This window comes from Bradyrhizobium sp. WSM4872 (genome assembly GCF_055811715.1).
Genome location: NZ_JBVVPT010000017.1, coordinates 1 through 23,601 on the forward strand (window position 1 = coordinate 1; position 23,601 = coordinate 23,601).

Annotated in this window: 14 protein-coding genes; 7 read left to right on the top strand and 7 right to left on the bottom strand. The window is 59.2% G+C overall.

Translation table 11 applies throughout. The features are described 5' to 3' along the window. The 3 genes from AC0L3C_RS21860 to AC0L3C_RS21870 form a co-directional block, all read right to left on the bottom strand. Positions 1-3,190 (bottom strand): DUF4347 domain-containing protein (locus AC0L3C_RS21860; protein ID WP_473408947.1); only part of this gene is annotated, 3,190 nt, incomplete at its 3' end. 140 nt (positions 3,191-3,330) lie between these two features. After that, a complete protein-coding gene (locus AC0L3C_RS21865; RefSeq protein ID WP_473408948.1) occupies positions 3,331-9,273 on the bottom strand; it encodes a hypothetical protein in 5,943 nt (1,980 codons plus the stop codon). Positions 9,274-9,655: 382 nt separating this feature from the next. After that, positions 9,656-10,333: a LuxR C-terminal-related transcriptional regulator gene (locus AC0L3C_RS21870; RefSeq protein WP_473408949.1), complete on the bottom strand. Its 678-nt coding sequence runs from the start codon at positions 10,331-10,333 to the stop codon at positions 9,656-9,658. 549 nt (positions 10,334-10,882) lie between these two features. On the opposite strand from AC0L3C_RS21870, the gene AC0L3C_RS21875 reads away from it, so the two are divergent. Continuing rightward, positions 10,883-11,743 carry a LuxR C-terminal-related transcriptional regulator gene (locus AC0L3C_RS21875; protein ID WP_473408950.1) on the top strand — a complete coding sequence of 287 codons (861 nt, stop codon included), beginning with the start codon at positions 10,883-10,885 and terminating at the stop codon, positions 11,741-11,743. A gap of 333 nt (positions 11,744-12,076) precedes the next feature. Here AC0L3C_RS21875 and AC0L3C_RS21880 read toward each other — a convergent pair whose 3' ends face one another. After that, positions 12,077-12,439 (bottom strand): hypothetical protein, encoded by a 363-nt coding sequence (locus AC0L3C_RS21880; RefSeq protein WP_473408951.1) that lies wholly within the window; start codon positions 12,437-12,439, stop codon positions 12,077-12,079. A gap of 738 nt (positions 12,440-13,177) precedes the next feature. Between AC0L3C_RS21880 and AC0L3C_RS21885 the strand changes: the two genes are divergently transcribed. Genes AC0L3C_RS21885 through AC0L3C_RS21900 form a run of 4 tightly spaced genes read left to right on the top strand, consistent with a single transcriptional unit; the run spans position 13,178 to position 17,823 of the window. Next, complete coding sequence (locus AC0L3C_RS21885; protein ID WP_473408952.1) at positions 13,178-15,469, top strand: hypothetical protein; 2,292 nt, start codon at positions 13,178-13,180, stop codon at positions 15,467-15,469. A 59-nt stretch (positions 15,470-15,528) separates the two neighbouring features. Beyond that, entirely contained in the window at positions 15,529-16,569 is a 1,041-nt protein-coding gene (locus tag AC0L3C_RS21890) for a TAXI family TRAP transporter solute-binding subunit (protein WP_473408953.1), read from the top strand. Next, positions 16,566-17,192: a hypothetical protein gene (locus AC0L3C_RS21895; protein WP_473408954.1), complete on the top strand. Its 627-nt coding sequence runs from the start codon at positions 16,566-16,568 to the stop codon at positions 17,190-17,192. Before AC0L3C_RS21890 ends, AC0L3C_RS21895 begins: the two co-directional genes overlap by 4 nt. Positions 17,193-17,229: 37 nt before the next feature. After that, a complete protein-coding gene (locus AC0L3C_RS21900) occupies positions 17,230-17,823 on the top strand; it encodes a DsrE family protein (RefSeq protein ID WP_473408955.1) in 594 nt (197 codons plus the stop codon). A gap of 1,221 nt (positions 17,824-19,044) precedes the next feature. On the opposite strand, the gene AC0L3C_RS21905 is transcribed toward AC0L3C_RS21900, so the two are convergent. Beyond that, on the bottom strand, positions 19,045-19,350 hold the full coding sequence (locus AC0L3C_RS21905) for a hypothetical protein (RefSeq protein WP_473408956.1): 306 nt from the start codon (positions 19,348-19,350) through the stop codon (positions 19,045-19,047). A 2,561-nt stretch (positions 19,351-21,911) separates the two neighbouring features. On the opposite strand from AC0L3C_RS21905, the gene AC0L3C_RS21910 reads away from it, so the two are divergent. Then, positions 21,912-22,244, top strand: coding sequence for a hypothetical protein (locus AC0L3C_RS21910; RefSeq protein ID WP_473408957.1), 333 nt, complete (start codon positions 21,912-21,914; stop codon positions 22,242-22,244). Here the strand turns inward: AC0L3C_RS21910 and AC0L3C_RS21915 are convergent, their stop codons facing one another. Both AC0L3C_RS21915 and AC0L3C_RS21920 read right to left on the bottom strand, forming a co-directional pair. Beyond that, positions 22,245-22,451, bottom strand: coding sequence for a hypothetical protein (locus tag AC0L3C_RS21915; protein ID WP_106946763.1), 207 nt, complete (start codon positions 22,449-22,451; stop codon positions 22,245-22,247). It lies immediately after the preceding gene. A 63-nt stretch (positions 22,452-22,514) separates the two neighbouring features. After that, positions 22,515-22,727, bottom strand: coding sequence for a hypothetical protein (locus AC0L3C_RS21920; protein WP_473408958.1), 213 nt, complete (start codon positions 22,725-22,727; stop codon positions 22,515-22,517). Positions 22,728-23,065: 338 nt separating this feature from the next. On the opposite strand from AC0L3C_RS21920, the gene AC0L3C_RS21925 reads away from it, so the two are divergent. Then, entirely contained in the window at positions 23,066-23,371 is a 306-nt protein-coding gene (locus AC0L3C_RS21925) for a hypothetical protein (protein ID WP_473408959.1), read from the top strand. The last annotated feature ends 230 nt before the right edge of the window (positions 23,372-23,601 follow it).

The following is a 23,601-nucleotide window of genomic DNA, read 5'->3' on the forward strand; positions in this document are numbered from 1 at the left end:
CAGCATAGCTGGCCGAAGCCGCGCCGTCGACCGTGTACACGCGCGTGACGTCGGCCGCAGCCGCGCTCACCGTGAGCATGCCACTCTTGGTGATGTGATCGCCGTTCGAACTGCCGGTATCGCTGGTCAGTGCCAACGTCGGGGTTGCGATGGTGGTATCAAGCGTGACCGCCAATGCCGAGGTCGTCGATGTGTGTGCGGCCAAATCGGTAAATTTCGCCGAAATTGACTTGATTCCATCCGTACCCAGATCCTGTGCCGCGACGGTGAGGTTCACGCTGCCGGCAGCGAGGTCGGCAAATGTGACCGTATGCGTCACGGGATGGGCCAGCGGCGAGCCGCCGAGCAGCAACTGAACGGTGTCTCCAACCGCGACCGTCGCATTGAGCGCGACGCTGAACGTCGCTGTGGTCACATTGGTGATGTCGTCGCTGGGCGACAAACCGGAGTCGGACGCAGCGACTAGGTCTGGTGTTCCGCCGGTCGGCGTCGTCGTGTCCGCGTTTACTGAAATAGTGCCGCCCGAGACGGCGAACTCACTGCCGACATACGAGGTCGACAGGGCGAGGGTTCCAAGAGAATTGTGAGCCGCGTCGTAAACGGTGATGAAGGTGCCCGATGAGTCGAGCACGACGGCGGCAGCTCCGTTGACCTTGATGCCTTCGCCATTCGTGAAATTGGCAATCGTGGCGTGGAAATTCGGGAGCGTGTCGGACGAGAGATCAAGAACGCCCTGGCCGCCATCAAATGTAACTGTTGGATGAATCGAGGCGGTGCCAACGGCACCACTGAACTTCAGCACTGAACCGGCGATGTTGGCAATATGGAACGAAGTCGCGCTCGCGGCATCGACAGTGCCCGTGAACGCCAGAGTCCCACCGCTGGCGGTGACGGTACCGACGCCATTCACAGGCCCCGCTACTGTACCCATTCCGATCAATGTCGCGCCGGCGCCGATCGTCAGGCCGGATGCATCGGTCAGCGTGCCGCCGTCGAGCTGGATCTTGCCGTTCGTGATGCTTTCCGCGGCGGCCAGCGTCAGGGCGCCAGTGGCGCCGATCTCCAGCGTCTGGTTGGCATTGCTGATCGCAATCGCACCGGAGGAAACCGTCCCATCGATCTTCAGCGTAGCCGCCAGGCTGGAATCAATAGCAAGCGTGCTCGTTCCGGCAATCGAGCCGAAGAGATCGAGCGTACCACCCTTGGCGATGATTGCCGCATTGGTGATGGTGCCATTTACAGAGCCATTTCCGGTGACACTCGTCAATAAGAGCGCGCCACCGGTCTGGGTGATCGTTCCGGCCGAAAGCGTGATCGCACCTGCCGTACCAGTGCCGCTCAGCGTCGCACCACTACCAATGGTGACGCCAGCAGCGTCAGTCAGCGTGCCGCCGCTCAATACAATCTTGCCGTTGGTAATGCTTTCGGCCGAGCCGATCGTCAGATTGCCACCGGCTCCAATCTCAAGCGTTTGGTTGGCATTGTTGATCGCAATCGCAGCCGCAGCGGTCGCCGTACCGGAGAACTTCAGCGTCGACGCTGACCCGGTCGCAATGGCCAACACGTTGCCGCTGGCTACTGTTCCGGTCACGTTCAAAACGCCGCCGCTGGCGGTGATTGTACCACTGCCGGCTGCGATATTGGCTACAACCGTGCCCGATCCGATCAGCTTCGCCCCGCTGCCGATCGTGAGGCCGGACGCATCGGTTAACGTGCCGCCGTCGAGCTGGATCGTGCCAGCCGTGATGCTCTCTGCTCCGGTGATTGTCAGGCTACCGGCGGCGCCGATCTCCAAGGTCTGATTCGCATTGTTGATGGATATCGCAGCCATCGTCGCCGCGCTCGAAAACTTCAGCGTTGAGGCTGAACTCGTCGCGATTGTGAATACCGGACCGCCATTGGCCACCACCGTGCCGGTCAGATTCAGAACGCCGCCACTGGCTGTGATCGTACCGGTGCCGGCCCCGACGTTCGCCGCCACTATGCCCGAGCCATTCAACGTCGATCCAGTGCCGATGGTAACACCGAACGAATCGGTCAGCGTACCGCCGTCGAGCTTGATATCGGCGCCATTGGTGACGCTCTGCGCTGCATTGATCGTCAAGCTGCCGTTGGCGCCGATTTCCAGCGTCTGGTTGGTATTGGTAAGCGCAATCGCAGCCGCGGACGTCGCGGTGCCTTCAAGCTTCAGGTTCGAAGGAGCTGAGGTAGCAATCGACAGCACAACGCCGCTGTCGACCGTCCCGAATACATCGAGGGTGCCACCGCTTGCCGTCAACTTGCCTGTCCCGGTATAGTGACCGGAGATATTCAGCGTGCCCACACCCGTCACGTTGGAAGTAATTGTCGTCAGCGCGAGGGAGCCGGCGTTGACCGTGCCACCCGTCATCGCGATGCTGTTGCTGGTCCCGCTCAAGCTGATGGCATTGGTCACGTTGAGTGTCTTGCCGCTGGCGATCCCTAGCGTCGCGCCATTGTTAAAACTGATCGTAAGTGAGTTGAGTGCAGCGGAGTTGACATCAAGGGTAACGGTATAGCTGCCGCCCGAGTTGCCACCGATCGTCACGTCATCACCGGCCGCGGGAACGCCACTTGGGCTCCAGTTAATACCTAAGCTCCAGCTGCCGTTGCTCGGATTACCCGTGCTGCCGCCGAGACCCGTCCAGACCTTGGCTACCATTACGGCCGCATAATTTGCCATTCCATGCGCAGTCAGCGGCGTCCGGACCTCGCTTGCACCCGATCGCGCGCGAAGCTCCCAGTCGCCTCCAAGGGCGGTGGCGCCGACCAAACCGGTAGCTGCCAACACCTCCGCACCCGTCACACGAGCCAACGCATCGACGAACGCCGCGCCGCGTTCTCCCCTCGCCGCGTTGCACGCCCACAGCTGCAACGAGCCGCCCTCACCGAGGGCGCGGCCAATGATCGCAAGATCGTTGTGGTCGTTTTCGATCGTCTCAAGTGCGAGAGCGCTCGACCCGCAGTTCACTTGTCCGGGCGCGCCGTGCGCAATCAGATGGATGGCAGAAAGTTCCGACCGATGCTTCAGGACCGCCGCCATCTGCCGCGGAGCGGGTGCGTCGGCCGACAGTACGATTGGCTCGACCTCTGACCGCAAACCTGCCAGCAATGCGGCCAGGTCGTCCACGTCACGGTCGATGAAAGCAATCTCATGCTGCGCAATGATCATCTAAGTGACCCCCAAATTTGTAACGCAAACGAAAATCGTCGACTACGGGCGCTGCATGAAAATATGCAACGCGAGAAAATACTGACAACCGCGGGAGATAATGAATTCAGGTAGAAGTCGAACGGGTTCTTTTCTTTCGATCACACGAGATGGATGTCGGTCGAGGCGCCCAATTTGAGCAGCGTAAGCGTAACGTTATTGAGCGTAATCGTGTCGGTGGGATCCACCGTGATGACGACGTTCGACCCCGACTGCAGGACGCTGACCAAGCCGCCCGCTACGTTATGGGCCGTTCCATTGGCGATCGCCGATGCAGTGGTGCCCGCGGCAAACATCGACGCGGACAGCTGCAAGACGTCGTGATCGGAGCTGAGCGGATTGGCGTTGAAGTCGGTGATCACATCGAGGCCGAAACCGGCATTGTAGACGCCATTCACCGTGGTGGGATTTATCGGCGCGAACACGAAATTATCCACGCCTCCCCCACCGGCCGTCAGCTTGTCGTTTCCGGCCCCGCCGACCAGCGTGTCCGCACCGCCACCGCCGGACAGCGTGTCGTTCCCTACGCCGCCTGTGATGGTATTCGCCGAGGAATTGCCAGTGCCGGTGAAGGCGGAGGATCCATTGTAAGTCAGGTTCGCAACGTTGCTTGGCAGAGTGTAGCTGGACAGCGTGGTCGTTACGCTGGAGCTTGAACTGCCTGTCTCGACAACCGTTGTGGCAGCATTGGTCACGAAGAACTTGTCTGCACCGCCATTGCCTCGGAGCGTGATGCTGCCGAATCCACCATCGCTCAGCGTATCGACACCGGAGCCGCCAGCAATCGTCTGCCCTGTTGCGGTCGCGGTCGAGGCGAACGCCCCGCTTCCAGTGTAGGTGAGGCTCTCGATAGTGCTGGGAAGTTGATAGCTTGAAAGGGAGGTCTGCACGGCGTCCGTGCCATTGCCCGCGAGCTCGGTAACGACAGTGCCGGCGCTGGTCACGACGTACGTGTCGTTGCCCGCCCCGCCAAACAAGATGACGCCGGTCTTGCCATTGTCTCGAAGGGTATCGTTTCCGGCTCCGCCATCAAGGATCTGATTGGCGGCCCCGGCCGTCATCGTGTCATCGCCGGCGAGCCCGGAAATAATGGCGCCCGCGGCCGTGCTCGTCAGAGTATTGTTGCCGGGCGTTCCGTTAATCACAGTCGCCGGACCTAGTTGCGCAGCCGTCAGGCCGAGCCCGTCGCTGAACTGGAAGAATTCAACGTTGCTGAAGGTCGCGGTGCCGTCCGGCGAGCCCGTCCTCGCATCGACAAGCTTGATGCTGCCGTCGGCATTCCTGGTCTTGGTGTACTGGCCAAATTCTCCTGTGAACAAGGCAGTGTCCGTGCCGTCGCTTCCATTGAATGTGGTCGAGCCGTGGAAACCGCTGAACGTGTTGGCCAGCGCATTGCCAGTGAGGGTAATGCCGGTTGTGCCTGTGTAGACGAGATTGTCCACGTTAGCAGCCAGCACCAAGCTGGAAAGATTCGTACGAACGGTGTCGGTGCCGCCGTTGAGCGTTTCGACGATGACATCATTGGCCCGCGTCACGACGTACGTATCGTCACCAGCACCGCCGATTAAGGTATCGACGATGGTCGCCGCAGCGGCCGCGCCGACGTCGGTCAGGGTGTCATTTCCGTCGCCGCCGTTCAGGGTAACGTTGCCTCCGGCGCTGGCCGTCAGCGTGTCGTTGCCCGCCAGTCCATAGACAGTCTGACCTGTTGCCGGGATGACGGCGGAGCTCGTCAGGGTGTCATTGCCCGCCGTTCCCATGATAGCGGAAAACGGCAATTGGGCCTTGGGCACGATGCTCGCGTCGGCAAACTGGAAGTTCTGGATATTGATGTCGGTATCGGTGCCGTCAGGCGAGCCATCGCGCGTGTCGACCACGATGACACTGCCGTCCGCATTCAGCGTGAAACTATAGTCGGTTCGGAGGCCCGAATAGACCGCCATGTTGGTGCCGGTTCCGCCATCGATGATGTCGTTACCACCGCCGCCCGTGATGGCGTCGTTGCCGCCCAGGGTATTGATCGTGTCATTGGTCCAGCTGCCGAAGATGATATCGTTGCCGCTCGAGGCGACCGCGGCGAGTGCGTTCGTAATCGTGATGTCATGCCTGAGTGCCAGGCCTTGTGGCCCGTTTGGATCAACCGCCAGCGCGCCGTCATTGAACATCAGTGCCAGATCGGATCCGAAGAGTGTCGCCGTCTGGCCACCCTGGATCGAGATGATGTTCGCGTCCGACGCCTGGACGTGGACATCAACCTCGCCGTCGCCCGTCATGGCGAACGCCAGGTTAGTTCCGTCGCCGGTCACGGAGAGCAGGTCCGCGCGCATCGCCAGATAGTTGATATGTGTGACCTCATCCTGGCTGGTTCCCAGCGTGACGTTGAAGGTTCCGCCTCCGCGCGGCAGGAAGATGCTATTGTTGTCGAACGCGTACCAGTTGCCCGCGTTCTGGATGATTTGGCCAGCGCCGTTGGTAACGTTCAATGCCATTGAACCGAGATCCGGCGCCGTCGGATCCGGCGTGATCGTCGCGGTGATCACGTTGCCATTGGTGGTCTCGCTGAGGGTCGCCTTCTGCTGCGCGGCGATGCGGGCGGCGAGATCCGAGACAGTGACGAACTCATAGCCCTGGTCGTAGGCGTAGGAGATGAAGTCCGTAAACATCTGCGTGTTGTAGCCCGAGTCCGCGCTCGTGCCGTTGGTGTTCCAGTCTGTCGGTCCGTAGTCGTGCCACGGCCATACCAGGATCGGGGCCTGCGAATTGGACGAGAGCTGACCGAACAATGTCTGCCAATCCGCGAGCGCCTGTTCCGGCGTTTTGTGCTGGAACCCAATCTCCGTGAAATCGAACGTGACGTTGGGCGCAATGTAGACCGAGTTGGTGTTGCTCGGATCGATGTAGCCGAAGGCATTGGGATAGCCCGCACCCACGCCGGTCCAGCCGCCGGTGACGTAACCCGTGAGGCCCGCCGCACTCTGGAAGTAAGGTAGAATCTGCTGGGACGTTGCAATCCAGTCATTGGCGCCCGGCACGGCCGCGCCGGCTAGCGTGATGCCGAGCTGCTGCTGTAGAATCGCCTTCGCTTGACCAAACTCGTAAGCGAACGTCCAGTTTGGCGCATTGGCAGGGGCCGTGGTGTAGAGCGTGTTGGTGTTCTCATTCCAGGTGGAGACGGTCTCGCCGTTGATCACGGTGGTCGGCACCGGATTGCCGTTGGCGTCGAAGGCCGGCGGATTGATTAGATGCGTATAGGAATGCGAGCCGATCTCATTACCCATTGCCATGAGCGCCTTGTAGATGGCACTGGAGACCGCCCAATTGGTGAGGTTCTCGTTGGCTGGATTGGAGTCGTCGCCGATATTGGCATAGTAGCTGCCCACGAAATTGAACTGCTGCTTCCATTGCTGCAGGATCGGCATCAACTGGGAATAGATGCCCACCCCGCCGCCTTCAGGCGAGACATCGGACGGGAACTGCGACTGATCCAGATCCGTGCGCGAGGCGAGCACGCCTTGCATACGGGAGATATCGAGCGTCAGGCTCGGCGTCGTGCCGAACACGGCGTTCTGAATCGCGTGTTGCAGCAAGTTACTGTCGCCGAGCAGGCCGGTGGTCGAGAATACCGTGTTGGTGCCGCCTGTGGTGGTTTGCACCACTCCAGCCACTGACCCTCCGCCCTGAACGTTGATATCAGCCAGCACCGTGGCGGGCTGCGACACACCGTTGAAGGTGAGATAGCCGGTGTTGGTATAGTAGCCCGCCGGCTGGCCGGCGAATTGGCCGCTGGCACCGCCGATCAATTCGCCAGCGGCGTAGCCAGAGACCACGGAATTGTTGCCGGCCAGCGCATCCGCGTTCGCCGTCACAGAATACGTCCCGGTGCCGAACTGACCGAGCGTGACGTTCAGCAGCGATTGCATGTTGGCGTAGGAATTGCCGGGCAGCGGTGCGCCACTCTGGTCATTGGTCAGGAAATTGCCCGCTGTAATGATGGGCACATGGTAGTCGTAGACCACGCTGGTCAGCGCGTTGACGATCGCGGACACCTGACTGGACTGAACATTCTCCATGCTCGGAAAAATCAGCGCGCTATATTGCGAGAGCTTGGCGACATTGGTCAGATCGGCCTCCGTCAGGAGGTCGTAGGACACGCCAGCCGCGGCCGCCTGATGCTGCGCAGCCATGAACAGGTCGGAATATGCGGTCTGCCCCGCTCCACTAGCGCCAGGGACCGATCCGGTACCCGACTCGCCGCCGCTGCCGGCGCCCCCGAAATACATGGCCGCCGTTGTCGCCGAATAGATGATCGCAACCTTCTTGATCGTGTGATCAACCGGTACCAACGTAGAGGGATCGGTGATGGTGTATTGCGTGCCGCTGAAGTCGCCCGGCAATCCAATCGCATTGTTGATCAAGGCGGCAAAATTGATCGAGTGCGGTGCGGAGCCGCCGGAGGGCGTCAACAATGCCTGTGAAATGGCCAATTCGACACTCTTGCCATCGGCCGACATGGCAAAGTTGAGCGGCGCTCCGTTGTTTAGCAAGGTGGGCGTGCCGCTTGCTGCCGAATACAGATATGGCTTAAGGGCGTTGTTGCTGCTCGCGTCGGGCGCGAACTGCACATAGTATTCAGCACCGATGCTGCTGCCGAACACCTTGAAGCCCGATGCGGCGTTTTGATCCGTATTGAGATAGACGAAGGTATTTGCTCCGATGACCGGGTCTGCGGCGTCGGTCGCTTCAATGCCAATGACGTAAGTCTTACCCAGCGTGGCATCGGTAATCAGGGCGCCATTGACCTGGTAACCTGCGACCGAATTGCCCGGCCTTTCGACGGAATCGGTCGCCTGCCAATCTGCAAACTGACCGTCAAGAGTGATCACGCTTCCGATCGTTACCGGAGGAGTTGTCGGGACGGATGGGTCGATGATGACATATTGCGCACTGCTGCTGAAATCCCCAGGCAAAGCGGCCGCGCCGTTGTTGATAAGAGCAGCAATAGAGATCGAATTGGGCGCGGTTCCACCAGATGCCATCAGTAGTGCCTGTGGAATCGCAACCTCGACACTTTCGCCATCGGCGGAGACGCCGAAACTGAGCGGCGCGCCACCATTGAGCTGGGTCGCAACACCGGCGGAGTCCACCGAGTAGAGATAAGGCCGGATTACGCCACTCGGGTCGGCGGCGAACTGGACGTAGTACTCCGCTCCTACAGCGCTGCCGAACGGGCCATAGCCCGTCGTCCTGTTTTGGTCGGTGTTCAAATAGACGAATGTATTCGCGGCGATCGCCGGATCGTTCGATACGGTTGCACTGATACCGACCACGTAGTTTTTGCCGAGCGTAGCGTCATCAATGAGCGCTCCGTAGACCTGATACCCGGCCACCGTGTTCGATGGCGTCATGATAAGGTCTGCCGCCGGCCAGTCCGCAAACTGACCATCGAGCGTTAGGCCTCCGATCGTGACTGGGCTGCTTGCCGCGACGGAGGGATCGACGATTGTGTATTGGGGCGTGGCGCTACTGAAGTCTGACGGCAGAACCACACTATTGTTGATGAGGGTCGCAAAATTGATTGAGGTCGGTGCAGCCCCGCCGGATGGTGTCAGGAGCGCTTGTGGAACTGCGATCTCGACACTTTCGCCGTCGGCAGAGGTCGCGAAGTTGAGCGGCGCTCCGCCGTTGAGTTGGCTGGCAACGCCGGTGGACTCCACGAGGTAAAGGTAGGGCTGGAGCACGTTGTTCGAGTCGGGCCCAAACTGCACGTAGTACTCAGCCCCGACGCTGCCGAACGGACTATAGCCGGTCGCTCTGCTCTGATCTGTGTTTAGATAAATATATGTGAATGCCGCGAGGGTCGGATCGTTCGCGACCGCTGCTTGGATACCAATGACATAGGTCTTGCCTAGCGCGTCGTCATCCGCAAGGGCGCCGAAGACTTGGTAATTCGTCACGCTGTTGAGCGATTGCTCGACGAGATCAGCCGGCGTCCAATCACTGAAATCGCCGTCGAGCGTGATCCGATTTCCGATCTTTATCGGCATGGAGCGCTTCCTTAAACTAAATCATCACGCCGACGAAATGTCTCGCGAACTCGCGTGACGCGGCGCGACGTATTCGCAAGGCGCCCAATCGATCGAAATGTTAGTGATTTCGCGACTGACCAACCGCCTCCAAATCGACAGCATCACTACAATTCAAAAGGGGCGAGCGTGTCCAACGAGAAACCCTGTTGCGCGTCAGAGTTTCCCGCCAGCTGCGGCGAGAGAGATGCAATCAATCTCCCACCTCGCGCCACTAGGATGCTACTGCATCGATCCCTATTTAGACTGTCAGAGAAAATGCCCGGCCTCCGCGTGACGCAACGTCGTCGACTTGGATGAAACGGGCGGAGCCGAAGGACAGGCCGCTGGTCGATGACGCTACTTAGTTGCGGCGAGCCCGTGGCCGCCCTTTCTTTCGAGCAAGCGTACTCGCGTTGGCAGGCCGCGCGATCGCAAGGGCAACCAGCACCGTGCGACTAGAAACATGGAGCTTCTGGAAGACGTGATGAAGATGCACTTTGATCGTGCCATCTGTAATATTCAGCCGACGCCCTATTGCCTTGTTCGATAATCCTTCCGACACCAGACGCGCGATCTGGCGCTCTCGACCAGTTAGCGTTGCCAAAGCATTCTGCAAACCCGGTTCAGGGGGAACCGAATGCTCGGACAAAGATCGAGCCGAGAGGCTGCGTCTCTCTGCGATTCGGCGAAGGGCCAGCAGGAGCGCATCTGGCGCCATCTCTTTCAAGAAGATGCTGTGACCATTGATCGCAGACGACAGGACCAATTCGCGATCTTGTCGCGATGCAGCAAAGAACACCAGTCGTGTTCGAATTCCTTCCGAGCTCACAATGGAAATAAGCTCCAAGCTAGGCAATCCAGGCAGCGCGACATCGACGATAGCAATGTCAGGCCTGAAATTGCGCAAGGCCTCGATGCATTGTGCACCATCACTGCAGGATGCGACGATGCAAAAATCACGATGGGCCTCGAGCAAACCACTCAAGCCACTCAGCACCACCGGATGCCGGTCCGCTATTACGACACTTATCCGATCCATTCAGACGATTCCTCGCCTCCCCGAGAGTAGGGAACCGCGCCCCACCCCCTTATTTTCGTTAATTGTTCTTGTTCTTCTTCGGTGCGTGCCGAAGGACATCAGTACGATCAATACAGGGACCAAGCGTCGCTCAGCGATCAAGGTGGTAGCGGTACGCAACCGCTCGTCTTTCTTTAACGTTCGAACGGTCACCCAAATATTGCTGAGCGACTCGCGATCAATTCGCTGATGCAGCATAGATTAACCAGTCAAAAAGACTATACCCAAAGATATATAGAGATATTGGCAATTTGAATTTAACATTCAGAAAAGGCATTGCAACATTTAGCAATGGCGATGCGACGCCTGCGAGTTCCATCGCCCGAGAGAAGGAGATGTAAAGACACGGCAGCTGCAATTTTGCGGAGAGATCATCCTCTGAACTAAGATCTGGTTTCAAAGATCGATATTACTGAGTTCAAGCACAGGCCGCGGTCCCCTCAATATAGAGATTCCGTTGTCGACTGCCCCGTCTAGGTTGTCATTGCGTCAAGGGCTGGGAGACTTGGTATGCTTAAGCGACAATTTATCGCAACGATTCTTATTGGCCGAAACGTATTGATAAGAGAGGGTATCGCTGGAATTCTGCGATCCGCGCATTTTCGTAGTCTGACTTCTGTATCAAGTGTTGATGATCTGTCGGAGCAGGCTGACGAACAGTTGGCTTTGATCGTGCACACCGACGATTGTTTCGATTCGATGATCGAACAGCTTGAATTCCTGAGGGATCGCAATCCAGGAGTTCGTATTGCGGTGATCACCAATCACTATCAGCGTGACGAGATGATTGCCGCGTTTCGCGCGGGCACGCACGGCTACTTCGCCGACGTCATGACGCGCGACGTCTTCATCAAATCCATTGAGCTACTGATGATGGGCGAAACCGTTTTCCCCCAGGCATCTCTGATGTCGCTTGAACTCGAGGCGGAAAGCGGTTTATGCGAAGCTTTGGAGCAGCGACACAAGAGCGGCTCCAAGCTCGCCATCACGGAAGACGACCAGTTCGCGCAGCAATTATCGCCCCGCGAGAGGACGGTCCTGCAATGTCTCATCGAAGGCGACTCCAACAAGTCCATCGCGCGCAAGATCGCTGTCGCCGAGGCTACCGTAAAGGTTCACGTCAAGGCGATCCTTCGCAAGATCCGGGTTCAGAACCGGACCCAGGCGGCGATTTGGGGAATGAACCACTCGCTTCCAGCGCGGCCCAGAGATGACGTTGCCTGCACTTCGACTCTGACCGTTAAAGTTGGCAGGCGGCCCTTCGGTACGATCAAGGTCGCTTCCAATAGCGAGCAGTCGCCGATGAAGGTGCCCGCGCCGCTAGCAAACCCTAAGATGCGCCGTCTCGGACGTTCATTTCGAGACAATTAAGCCGCGGCGCCACGTCGCGGTCTGTCCGGCCCGCGGGATCGGACCAGTGCAACCGTAATTCACTGGATAGATCGAACAGAACGGCGGATCGAAACTCAGAAAAGCCGGGCGACGTTTCGCCGCCGATGAATAAGAAATAGGGACACCGCAAGGGACCCCATCGTGTTCGCGCCGGTCTGGGTTTCTGTCCGCCAGTAAAAACGCCCCCTGGCTAAATGAGCGCAGGCGGCGACTTACCAGCCCTGAGAGGGAATGCAAAATGTCGGTATAGTTTAGCCCACGACGATTTGGCCAAGGTTGAGCCACCGAGAATGCTTAAGGCCCTATGAAGCGTTAACCACCGGGATTTGGCTGGTCTCGGCGCAGCAACTCTCTCAGCTTCTGTACGAGTTGATTACCCGCTTCCTCGTCAATTAGGAACTCATAGCGCCCCTTCTGAGTGACAAGGATAACTGTCCCCAGAAGCTCATGAGGAGATTCTTGAGTAGCCAGAACCCCGCACTCCAACACGATGAGATCGAGAATGTCGTCGCTCATGTTAAGTGGCGGATCGGGCATGGTGCAGGTTTTCCCTTTTTCCATACGTAATGCACCACGCTCAGCAATACGATTGCGCCATGCATCGCACTTTCCCCGCGGATGGATGGCGTCTGGATCCTCCGTAGGCTTCTTTCGAAACGCCTGACCCGTGAACACTCTCTCATTCCGGGGGTACTGTGAGGCCGGAGCTGTTAGAGCCCTCAAAGAGACCCACGACTTATAAAGAAATGGCAGACGAGGACCAGCCGCAAGCGCAGAACTCTGATCGCGATCAGCAACCCCTGTAATCGAAAGCTTCCAGAAGAAGAGCAATCCGCAATCGGTCCGATCAGCAGAACCAGAACTTCTTAGCCCATGATGACAGCAAGATTGGAAACGCGCGTGGCGTGATCGGCGGCATCAACCCGATAAATCCTATTGCCGGCGTTGGCATTGCGTCCATTCGCGGTCGATCTCGATGCCAGCAGCCTAGCTCAAAGGAGGTAGGCAGGGTCGTCCATGCGAGGCATAGTATCCGGAAGCCGGCTGGTCCTATGATGCCATATCAGAATGGGCCATGTCACCATGCGACAGGTGATACTGGACGCGCCGAGCCACGAGAGCATCGTCATTCGCAAGGATGGCGGGAGTTCTTGTGAGAGTAACGGCTCGCGCGTCAAGTCGGATGAAGTGCCACCCCCTCACAGGATGACGAGAAGTCCTGCTGGTTCCCCATGGTTCGCAGCCAGCCTCTTGGTGATGTGTCTTTCAGATACGCTGGATTCGGGGCACGGAGCACACGCGCAATCTACGCAATCCAATGGTATCGCGGGCAATTCCCAGCAACTTAAACCGGCCAAGACGGGCAACACTGGCGAGACGCATCAGAGTGGAGAACAAGAGCAAAGAGAGGAGATGCTCACCCGCGAGCTCGCGACTGCGCGGCGAGATCTTGAATTGTTGCACCGTTCGCTGAAGAAGGAGCGCGAGGAGTCTGTTCGGGTCCAAGGTGGTTTGCAAAGCGAAGTCGCCGAACTGAGAACATCGTTGAAGGAAATGTCGCAAGGCGGTGCGGCAGACTTGCCGAAGTCGCTACGGGAGGAGCGTGCGCGAGTCGCGCGGCTCGAGCAGGACCTTGAGGCGGCTCGTCGCTACGTGGAAACGGTGGTCGCACTGGCGGTCAAGGCAAGCGATGAAGTGGCTCGGCTGAAGCAGGCCTCGCAAAACGGCGCAGCGGCAGAGGAGCTGAAGAAGTCGCTGGAGCAGGAGCACGCGCGGGCCGCACGGTTGGAGCGGGACCTTGCGGCGAATCGTCGTGACATGGAAACCCTGACCGCACTGGCGGTCAAGACAAGCGAGGAAGCAGCCAAGTTGAAGCAGGCCTCGCAAGCCGGCGTAACGGATTTGCACGCAGCGGAACTGCAGAAATCGCTGGAGCAAGAGTTTGCGCGGGCCGCGGGGTTGGAGCGGGATCTTGCGGCGGCTCGTCGCGAGGTGGAGACGCAGACCGCACTGGCGGCCAAGGCAAGCGATGAAACGGCTAAGCTGAAGCAGGTTTCGCAGGGCGGCACCGCGGCCTCGCAAAAGTCGCTGGCGCAGGAGCGCGAGCGGGCCACTCGCTTGGAGCAGGACCTCGCCACGGCTCGTCGTGACGTGGAAACGCAGACCGCACTGGCGGCCAAGGCAAGCGATGAGGCGGTGAAGCTGAAGCAGGCCTCGCAAAGCGGCGGGGCGGAGTCGCAGAAGTCGCTGGCGCAGGAGCGCGAGCGGGCCGTTCGCTTCGAGCAGGACCTCGCCACCGCTCGTCGTGACGTGGAAACGCAGACCGCACTGGCGGCCAAGGCAAGCGATGAGGCGGTGAACCTGAAACAGGCCTCGCAAAGCGGCGGGGCGGCGTCGCAGAAGTCGCTGGCGCAGGAGCGCGAGCGGGCCGCTCGTTTGGAGCAGGACCTCGCCACGGCTCGCCGTGACGTGGAAACGCAGACCGCACTGGCGGCTAAGGCAAGCGAGGAAACGGTGAAGCTGAAGCAGGCCTCGCAAAGCGGCGCGGCGGATTCGCAGAAGTCGCTGGCGCAGGAGCGCGAGCGGGCCGCTCGCTTGGAGCGGGACCTCGTGGCGGCCCGTCGCGACGTGGAAACCCAGACCGCTCTGGCGGCAAAAGCAAGCGATGAAGCAGTGAAGCTGAAGCAGGCTTCGCAGAGCGGCACATCGGATTCACAGAAGTCGCTGACGCAGGAGCGCCAGCGAGCTGCGCGATTGGAGCAGGACCTTGCGGCGGCTCGTCGTGACGCGGAAGGCCAAATGGCGCTGACGACGAAGGCGGGCGACGAGCTCGCCAAACTAAGGCAGACGACGGAAGTTGGCGCGACCGAACTGCGCCGATTGATGCAGAAGGAGCACGAGAGAGCCGACGCAATGGCACAGGATCTCTCGACGGCGCGCACCAAAATCTACGCATATGAGGCTCAAGCGGCCAAGGCCAACGACGAAGCGGCACAGCACAAACAGGCAGAGACAAAAGAGGCTGCCGAATTGCGGCAGTCATTCCAACGAGAGCGGCAGCGGGCTGAGCAACTGGCTGCTGATCTCACGACAAAACGTCGCGAACTCGATGCCCAGGCCCAGCTCCTAGCCGAAGCGAACGCGCAAGTGGCAGGGATGAAGCAAGCCGCGCGGCAATCGGCTGTCGAGCAGCGCGGCATGTTGCAGCTGGAGCGCGGCAGGACCGAGCAATCGGAGAAGAATCTCGCATCGGCGCGCCGTGATATCGGTGCGTTCGCAACGGCGGTGTCGCCTGTAGCGCCGCGGGTGGTCGCCACAGGCGCACCTGGCCGATTCGTGCAGGAGGAGCCGGCGCGCGCGCAGGCGAGACCAACCCCGGATCCGGCCACGGTGGCGCGAAATCCAGGTAGTGCCGAAGTCCAACCTGATGACGGTGTGCAAGAAGCGAGACTGATGGCGCGGGCGCGCTTGCTGCTGGAGCGGGGAGACGTCGGTGGTGCACGGATCGTGCTGGAACGCGTGGCCGAGATGGGCAGTGCCCAGGCAAGTTTCGCGCTCGCAGAAACCTACGATCCACTGGCCCTCTCGAGCTGGGGAACGTATGGAACGCGTGGCGATGTGATCAAGGCACGCCATCTCTACGCGAAGGCCGAGGCGGGAGGAATCAATGAGGCAAAGGCGCGATTTGAGGCGCTGCGTCGATAGAGGGGTCGTTGCGGCAAGGACGAACGCGCTAATGGGGTGTTGTGCAAAGGAGCTGGTTGATGAAAAGGTCTTTCGGATTGCGCTCGCGGCTCCTGCTTGCGTGCCTAGCGTCGTTCCTCCTGGCCCTTCAGCCGTTCCCGGCGGATGCGGAGCCGCAACGGCCGACCAAGCCTCGTCCGATTCAGGCCGAACGGTTCCAGCTCAAGCCTGAAGTTCTGGCTATGAACGCCTGGACCGTGGGCCTCGCCGGCGGTCTTCTCGAGGGCGCGCCGATCCGCCTAGCCGCGGAGATGGCGCGTGTGGTTGATGATGGGGACAATCTGCACGTTCTGCCGGTGGTGACACGGGGCGCCACAGAAAATCTGAATTCGCTGCTGTATTTGCGCGGCATTGACGCGGCGATCATCAATTCCGACGCGCTCGAGGAGTACAAGAGCCAAGTGCCGGACATCCAGCGACGGATTGCCTATGTCTTGAACTTGTTCCCCTCTGAACTGCAGATCTTCGTTCGACCGGAGATACAGAGTTTCAGCGACCTCGCCGGCAAGAAAGTGAACTTCAACAACCGAGGTACGGCAGCGGCCTATTCAGGTCCGCTGATCTTTAGTCGCCTCGGCATCGAGGTCGAGAAGACGTTCATTCCGCATCAGGTCGCACTCGACCAGATGCGGAAGGGCGAGATTGCGGCCGTCGTCTTCATTACCTCGAAACCGGTCGATGCATTTGTGAAAGGCCGATTTGAACCGGGCTTCAAGTTCCTGCCCGTCCCGTATGACAGCAGGTTCGAGGACTATTATCTTCCTGCAACTCTCGATGCGGCCGATTACCCAAACCTGATCAAGCAAGGTGATCGCGTGGCCACCATAGCCGTACCGACCGCGCTCGTCGCCTTCAATTGGCCGGCCAATACGAACCGCTTCCAGCGCGTTGCACGCTTCGTCGATTATCTGTTCTCGCGTGTCGACAAGCTGCAGGGACCGGGCTTCGACGCGAAGTGGAAATCGATCAACCTCGGAGCGACGGTGCCCGGTCTCCCGCGTTTTCCTGCCGCGCAGGCATGGCTCGATCGTCAGCCGCGCACCGCACAGGCATCACAATGACCCGGCTCGCCGCCCCGCTGCTCGGTACAGTCGCCTTCGTTAGCGGGATTGCTTTGGCGCAAGGGGCGGATGATCCCATGGCGCAGCTTCGCGCCTGCTCTCAGATGGGACGTGAGGCGCGTATGGAGTGCCTCGACAAGCTGTCGCATACCGCCGCGCCCAGTCGCGAAACGTCGAGAGCCGAAAACTGGACCATCAGCGAGACGACATCGCCTGTAGACTATTCACCGATCGCGAGCGCGACGATATCGCCGCGCGTCGGTTCAGTCGAATCGTCCATAAAGCTGTCGATCCGCTGTCGCGGCGGGCGGACCGAATTGTCTCTCGCGGGGCCCGGCATCTCACGGAGCGACGACTACGCGATATCCTATCGCATTAATGCGAGCGAGTCGGTGCAGGTCGCGGCAACCGCGCCGGTGTTGGGCTCTGGCGTCGCGCTCGCAGGCGATGTTGTTCGTTTGTTGCAGTCACTGCCAAATAATGCGGACCTTGTTGTCCACCTTTCGCCCCGCACCGGCGCCGGCCACGGCGCAACGTTTTCCCTCGCAGGGTTGGATGCCATGCGCGCGAGGATGGCTGCGATCTGTAAATGGCCGCTCGCTGTTGCAAGGCCCAACAATTGAGAATGGTGTGCGTTGATTTTCCAGGTGGAGATGTCTGATGCGCTATTTTGGAACTGTTGCTAAGTTGATTGTGACGGGTGCCATCGCTGTGGCGGCTTCCACATCATGCACGCTGGCCCAGCAAAAATACTGGGTGGCGAATGACCAGTCACCGACTTACCGAGCAAGCGACGCTCGGAAATCGGAAAAGCCGCGAGTTGCGGCCGAGACAGCGAAGCGATCCGCATTCGCGCGCATGCACAATCCGACGGCTCCGAAGGGGAAGGAGCATCATCTGATCCTGCAGGTAAACACCAATGATCCTGCTGCCATGAATCTCGCGCTCAACAACGCGACGAACGTGACCGAATATTACAAAGGGCTCGACGAAAAGGTGAAGATCGAAGTGGTTACGTTCGGTCCGGGCCTGCACATGCTCCGCGAGGATACGTCGCCGGTGAAGGCACGCATCGAGGAGATGGCCCTTAGTGCCCCCGAAGTGTCGTTCAAGGCCTGCGGTAATACCCAGGAGAAGATGCAAAGGAGCGAGAACAAGTCCATACCGATTGTCAAGCAGGCGACGGTGGTGACGTCAGGCGTCGTGCGCGTGATGGAACTGCAGGAAAAGGGATGGACCTATGTGAAGCCGTGAGCGGGCGAGGCCCGATCAACCGTCTACCCAATCAGCCACGTCACCTCCAGCCACGATATGGCCTTCTGCGCGAGCATTCCTAAAGCACTATCAGGCAGACCTCCTTCGACCGCCCCTGTTGCGGCCTTTGGCTACCATTCAAACTATCCCTCCACAGCCGCGGCTGGGACAACGGCGCCAAATGCGCTCACGAATGACGATCGATATGCTCTGGGCTGATTGTCAATCGGCTTGCAAATTTTGGAGGCCAATCCCCCGGCTTAGACGGGCAATATTTGCATGCCGAATGACAATCAGGCCTGCCAGCGTGAACCGACGTTGCTTATCCTCATTGGTCTCAGCGGCTGCTGACTACGATCTCCCGATGCCGCCAAACGTCGGAGATCCCCGCCGACATCCAATAGGTTCGATGCAATGCAAAACAACATCTTCATGTCCTTCGCGCTGCTCGATTTAAGCCCAGCACTGATCCGCGCTTGGCTGACTTGGGGAGGATGGAGCACCCTTGTCGCAGGCGGCGCGCTGTTTGCTCTTCGGCCTGGCATCGATCGACTAAGGCGCAGCTGGTCGCATGCGCGAATTTCCACTTGCCATAAGAAAGCCCGCCGACCTTATGAGCCGACGGGAGTTGATTGAGATTTTAGACCGGCGGGCACCGGTCGCTTAGCGATCGAAAGTAGCACACAGGCTGGCCAGCGTGAACCGGGGGCCTTCTCTCCCCCTCTGCTGCATCACTGCGCGCAGCTAAGTTCCTCGAAAGGAACAGCAGTTTCTTTCGCGACGAAGCACGGCTGAAACAATGCAGTGCTCTTCTAAGGATACCGGGGCTGGCTCCATATTTCACTTAGACCTTTTTCACCCGGATTTTTTGACAATAAGGCCGCAGCGGTACCCCTGCTGCGGCCTTCCTTGTTTCAGCGCCCCTTTTTGCCTGCGGTCCGTCAGCCATTGGCGGTCGCGCTTTCGGTGGTTCCTGTACCGGCGTATCATGATATCTCCTTAAAGCTAGCAACGTAGGAGCTGAGCAGATCCTCGTGTGAGGGACCGCGAAGACCAGTTGCTCATCGTGACCGCCGTCAGCATCGGACATTTTGCGCGCAGCGATACCGGCCATTCGGACGCAAACGGACAGCGGACCCTCCAAATCGCGAAAGGCTTGTCCCTGCTGCCGATCCCAGGGGGAAGCGCGCTTGCCACCGGAGGGGAATTGCATAAGCTTGCTCATTGCTGCGCACTCCCGGCTTGCTGCACGGCGAGCTCCAATAGCTTTGCGAGGAGGCGAACTGCTTCCACGCCGTTCCGAAGTAACACGACCTCGTCGAGGTAGGATGCGAAGCGCTTCACCCAGGTGAAGTTTTCCTGCACGGTCACGGCAATGGAAACCCTGGTGCAGGGGTGCCCCTGCGGATTGCGCCGTCGGCTGGCGCGCTGGCCTCCGGTGGCGGGGAATTCGACGGCTCGGAGGTTCGATGCCGACAGGTTGCGGGCAAACGCGACGCAGCTGGGCACCCGTTTCGGTCTGGACAATTAGAGACTTCAGGGGCGTTGATACGCACATGTGGGGATCGCGAGTCAGCTCGAGACAGCGATACAAGCGGGGAGGCCCAGGTGGGCAAAGGTACTCGCATAAGACCTCACCCTCGAAAGAGGTCAAATGAAGTGGTGACGCTGGCGTGCGCGATCAGGCCAAGGTCTGATTCACGCACGTGCTGAGGGCTGTTTCGCGCCCCGGCTTGTGCTACCGCAACAAGTTCGCGCAAGCGCTTTATTTCGAGCATTGTTCAAGCAGTTTTTGTTCTTGGTCCTAATACGTTGCAAACGCTCGCTGAAAACGTTCATTGGCGCCCCACGGCATTGGAAATCTGATTTGAAAAGCTCGCAATTACGGAAGCTTAATGTCTTTTCGCAAGGGTGAGAACGGAAATGGCAACTGTAAGCCGTAGCGCAACCCGCGCTGCGTTGTTTTGCTGGGACATGGCGTCATCCTGTTCTGTGGGACAGGTCGCCGGGATGTTTTGGCGGGCTGTCTGAGGGAAGGTACTGCCAAGCCAGCCCCGGCGGTGTCTTCCCTCACTTTGCGATCTTATGCCGATCAGAACAGACCTCGGTCAGAACGGGGATCCCGTCGACGATCAACTCAATTACGCTCGACATAGGGAGCGCCAAATCGATCATTTTCCCAAACGAGCGTAAGGACGTCGAAGAGCATCTGACTCCGATTTAGGTCCAGGTCGTACGGCTTCGATGCGGACTTGTCAGGAGCAGCTGAAAAATGGCTCGTGCGGCCATGTACTGGGCCGCTCGCCTCCTACGCTCACGTGATTTCCACGATCGGGGACGCCGCCAATGGATGGCGAACAATCCGTAAACCATGAAGATGTTTCTTGGAGCGCCTGGTGAGAGTTTGCGTGCTATTAACGAAATAGCCTGAGGCGGGCGCCGAGGCGCTGCTCGTTAAGCTGGCATGGATCCGACCGATACCTTGAAAATCCTCACCATGAAGAAGCACGTTCTGCTCAAGGACATGCGCGAGGCTCTTGAAGGGTCGGTCCTCGCCTAAGCCGAAGCCTGGTGAGAAATACTCCGGCCGAGTCAAATTGATCAAGGTTATACCAGAACGGCAATATCACGCGCTAACTTGGCTTTGACGAACTCGTAAAGGTCACGACGCCGGCGTGTATGGAGGCCTACATTTCTTCCCGACCGCCTGCGAAGTGAAGCTAGCAATCCCACAGCCAGCATCGACATTATCGATAAAGGGGCAGGTCGCATGCCCGATAGGCCCCTGTTCACATAGGTCCACTGTTGGCATGCAGCCGGGCTCGAGGAAATAGTCGAGTGTGCGCCGATACGAGACGAACTCTTTGGTATTGAAGGGAGCTCAGGCCCACCTTGCTCGATGCCACGGCTTTTCTTCGAACGCAAGCGAGCTAGTGAGTGCGAGCGCTGCTGGGAATCCAATGGTGACTGCCGACCTGCAAAGAATGCGTAAAGAAAGCAGGGACGGTGGTTGCCTACGACCGCGCCGGTGAGCCCAGTAAACGCGCTCGGGATGCCGGAGGAATGCCCCGAGTACGGCTCGGCTTCCGAGGACGAAGCGTGCTTCGCTAGCAAAGCTGGGTACCGCCAACTCAGCTCGCCCCCCGGGGCATTCGACTTCGTAGGACTGCCTTTACCTCTACACCCGTGCCCATCCATCTTAAGGCAGACTGATAAGCTTTAGCGACAATCCTTATCACTCCAGAACCGTCTCCACTTCCGATCGCTACAAGCAAGCCGGACTGATGCCGCGTCCCTAAATTGTCATCAAATGAGGTGCCACTTTCCGCCGGTGCGCTCGTCTTCAGGAGCGGATGGCGTCAATCGCGTGAGCTATCAGGACCGCAACGCTGGCCGCGATAATGATGACTAACAGCCAACTGATCACGCTCGTCTCCATCAACATTATGGATTGAACGCGCTCGGTCCCGCACAGTCAAAAAGAACCCGCCGGAAAGCTTAATCTCAGCGAGGGGCTGAGGACTCAAGGCAACTCTTGCGTCCGCAATCGGTCCTATCGGCGTAATGCCAGTAGCCGGGTCCCCACCGGCTAGATTGACTGGGTCTCTGTGCAGCGCCCCCTCGCTTCGCAGCGGCAGAAAAATCAGAATTGTTCCGCCGCTCGGAACAGAATGCCTGCTAGGTGGATTTCGGTTCCACCGAAATTGTGTTTGCAAAACAGACAAAGGTGCGGCAGAATTTTTGCTACCGGGCTGGCTGCATATTTCACTTGGTGTTTTTAACCCGGCTTCATTGACGACGCGTGGGCCGCAGCGATTTAACCTCCCGCTGCGGCCTTCGCCGCACGTCAGGTCAGCGTGGACCGCCGAGCGCCCCCTCAAGGGACGCCCTGGCCTCGTAGTCGGAGGACCGTGAGAACGGCTCAAGCGTCTCCAGCCGCAGCTTTCCCGTCTGCTCCGCTGATCGAGCTTCGCAGGAGCGGCTCGCCCTGGGCATTTAGGCATTGAGATAGTTGGCCGCGAATCGATGCCGGTTGCACGAAACGGGCGGAATCCGCATTATGGTTTTGCTGGGCGAACGGATCTACCGTGGCTCTAAAGAACCCCGACGCTATTGCGGCAGTCGTGACTGCGCTCCGGCTTACTTACGGCGACGAAACGGCACGAACCATGCTGGTCGGCGGCATGAGCCTGGCCGCGCTCATAGAGGCGATGTTCTCCGCCCCGGTTGAGCGACGCGATGCCGTTCGATATGTTGCGTCTGCCTTGGACGACTTCGCCATCTCGCCGGAGCCCGGCCCGGTCTGGCACCTTCGCTACGTTTACGAAAGTCATGGCTCGTTTCGTGTTGTAGATATGGAGATTGCGACCCCAACAGGCACGCTGTCCAGCAAAGACGTCTGGCTACGTCTGCCCATCTAGCTACCTTGCCACTTCTGCGATGTGGCCGGTGCTGTCGACGATTAGCGAGCGCGCGGTGCCTTCCTTGACGGCCTTGTAGGTCTTTATCTTTCCGGCTGGTAGTTCCTGGATGTGCGAATAGCCGGCGGCGCGAAGCTTGGCGATGATCTCCTCCGACGTCAGGCTGAGCGCGGACGAGGATCCCCAGACCAGTACGAGGGCAGCCATGACGAACGATCGCAGCACTTGCCCTCGCTGTGCGCTCGCCGCCATCGGGTTGGCGCCTTTAGCTTAACCGCCGACCGGCCCCGACAACATTTCCAGGCCCGCCTCGATTGCCGCGATGTCCTGCTCGATCTGCGCAATCGACAACCTGCAGTCAAAGCCCGCCCAGGCTTTCAGGTCTCCGGCAAGTCGCCGGCGATGGATTCTCAGCTCTTCAAGCGACTGGCGGTCTTTCACTCTTGCGTAGCCATCCACAATCAACTCAATCGCACTCGACATGACGCTACTCCACAAAAGAATTCGGATCTAATCGAATGAAGCTTAGTGCAAGCCGCGGTGGCCGCAACATCTGCGCTAGGTTCTACAAGCCGGCCCCTCCGCCGGCTTGTGCTTCACAAATGGAGCGGCTGGGAGCGACAAGAGCCAGAGGCGCCTCAAATGGCCAACCAGGCCATCGTTCAAATAGGTCACGATCATTGACGGGTTGGCATTGCTCAGTCCAACGGCAAACTCTTCGAAAACGAAAGGGCATAGGACTTTAGTTTTTTCTAGCTTTTCCCGAACGGCCGCGTCAAACTTGCGCCTATTGAGAACGTAATTGTTTCAGGGACATTGCGATGGGAAAACCTGCCGTTTCCCGTGATGCCTTCCGGGGACTATTCGCTTTGTATGCGGCCAAGGCTCATCACGACCACAAGCCCGAGGCCGAACATTCGCTTTTGCGGATGTTCGGATCTGCGGACGATATACCGGATACGTTGCTGCAGCAGTGGTCGGACAGAGCTGAGTTGCTCGGCTCCGAAACCGTTGGTCGCGCAATGGATCCACACGTCCGTCAAATCACGAAGGGCAATGCACAATACGACCATGCCAGCGACTTTCTCCACACGCTGCTGAGAGACCTCGGGCAGAAGATGCAGTGATCGAACCGGCATGCCATCGGCGCCGCAGTCGTCAGATGCATAGACTTGGCACCTCGTCTCCTCAGCCAAGCTCCATGAGCCGGCGCACCCAACTGTGCTAGGCATCCCTACCGCCGCTATCGGGCTGATGCGTCATCACGGCCGGCGGCCACGGTGGCCCTCGGAACGCGGTATGGAGACTACACCATCGCTTACCGCCCGCCCTACGGCGGTTAAGGTGCGTCAAAACC